The 1,331-nt window shown below is 51.8% G+C and carries 1 protein-coding gene; it reads right to left on the reverse strand.

Annotated elements, in window-relative coordinates; all coding sequences use genetic code 11:
- Positions 1-13: 13 nt before the first annotated feature.
- On the reverse strand, positions 14-1,183 hold the full coding sequence (locus EDC63_RS18445) for an IS4 family transposase (protein ID WP_124946850.1): 1,170 nt from the start codon (positions 1,181-1,183) through the stop codon (positions 14-16).
- Between the last annotated feature and the right edge of the window lie 148 nt (positions 1,184-1,331).

Raw genomic sequence — 1,331 nt, forward strand, 5'->3', positions numbered from 1 at the left:
CACTAGTGTCCGGTTAAAAATCGAACAAATTTAATTGGTTATCGAAATCGGTCTGTTCTGAGACGTAGCTACTGCCTGCGAAGGCTTGTAGTAGCTGGGTTTTTTCAAAGACAGAGACCGATAAAATCTGTAGCAAAGTGTAGAGCGAGGAATCAAGTTGAAGCTCCTTTTTAACAATGGCAATCAGCACGTAAGTTGCGACGGCGCACCAGATTTGCGTCTTCACGGCGTTCTCGCTGTTGCCCATGAATCGCTTGATACGCAGATGTTGCTTGATCCATTTGAAGAACAATTCGACCTGCCAGCGACTCTTGTACAACGCGGCGATGGTCAAAGCTGGCAAAGCGGTATTGTTGGTCAGAAAAATAAGCGTCTTGCCAGTTTGCGGATCTTTGAAGCGAATTCGGCGCAACTGTTCGGGATACGCCTTGGACGAGTAGTGGCCATTCAGGGCGATACGCTGGTCGCAGATGACACCAGCTTCGCGGTCGGTCGGCATCGAATACACTCGGCGCGCGTCCATCCCTCGCTTGGCTCGGGTGACGAAGAAAGCCCCTGCCTGATGCAGCGCATACAACCGCGCAAAATCCAAATAACCTCGATCCATCACGTAAAACGCGCCTGCCTCGACGGGCAATATATCCAGCACACTGACCTCGTGAGTCTTGCCGTCGCTGATATGGATGAAAGCTGGAATATTGCCGCGCAAGTCCAGCAAGGTATGAAGTTTGATCGCAGCCTTGGTTGTTCGGAACGGAGCCCAACTGAAAAGGGACAAACACAGGTCGATAGTCGTGGCATCGAGCGCGTAGACGGTGTTGTCCAGATCGGCGCCAAAGTTCTCGTTGCAGTAGAGCTTGCGGGCACGACGTATAAGCAAGGCTGCTATATCGGCCCAGATGTGCCAATCCCTGCTTTCGTTGGCATCGGCCAACGTGGAGCGCCTGATCGCGCTGCGGAATCCCATCCCATACAGTTTGGCTCGGTTGGCGGACAAGCAGACTTCGATGTCGCGCAGGCTTTCGCGCCAAGTCAGTTGTGCAAACGCCATGACTCGAAAGTGCTCTGCGCAATTCAAGCTGCGAACGCCACAGTCACCACCGTAACGCGTCACTATTCGCGTAAAGCTTGTCCACGGCACGTACTCCATGATCTGCGCAAACAGCGTTTTGCCCATATTCATGGTCAATCCTCCAGAGTGTTAACCCCAGAAACTTACCTGAATATGAGAGACTTGATGATTTCAAATCGGCACCAAAATATTTTGCTTTCTAAACCCCGCCCAGATTGGATCTTGGCGGCTCGATTCGCGATTTAACCGGACACTACTG

The organism is Sulfurirhabdus autotrophica (genome assembly GCF_004346685.1).
Taxonomy (GTDB): Bacteria; Pseudomonadota; Gammaproteobacteria; order Burkholderiales; family SMCO01; genus Sulfurirhabdus; species Sulfurirhabdus autotrophica.

Bases quoted from the DNA above. Each gene is read 5' to 3' on its own strand.
- EDC63_RS18445 (WP_124946850.1), bottom strand. From the start codon at position 1,183: ATGAATATGGGCAAAACGCTGTTTGCGCAGATCATGGAGTACGTGCCG.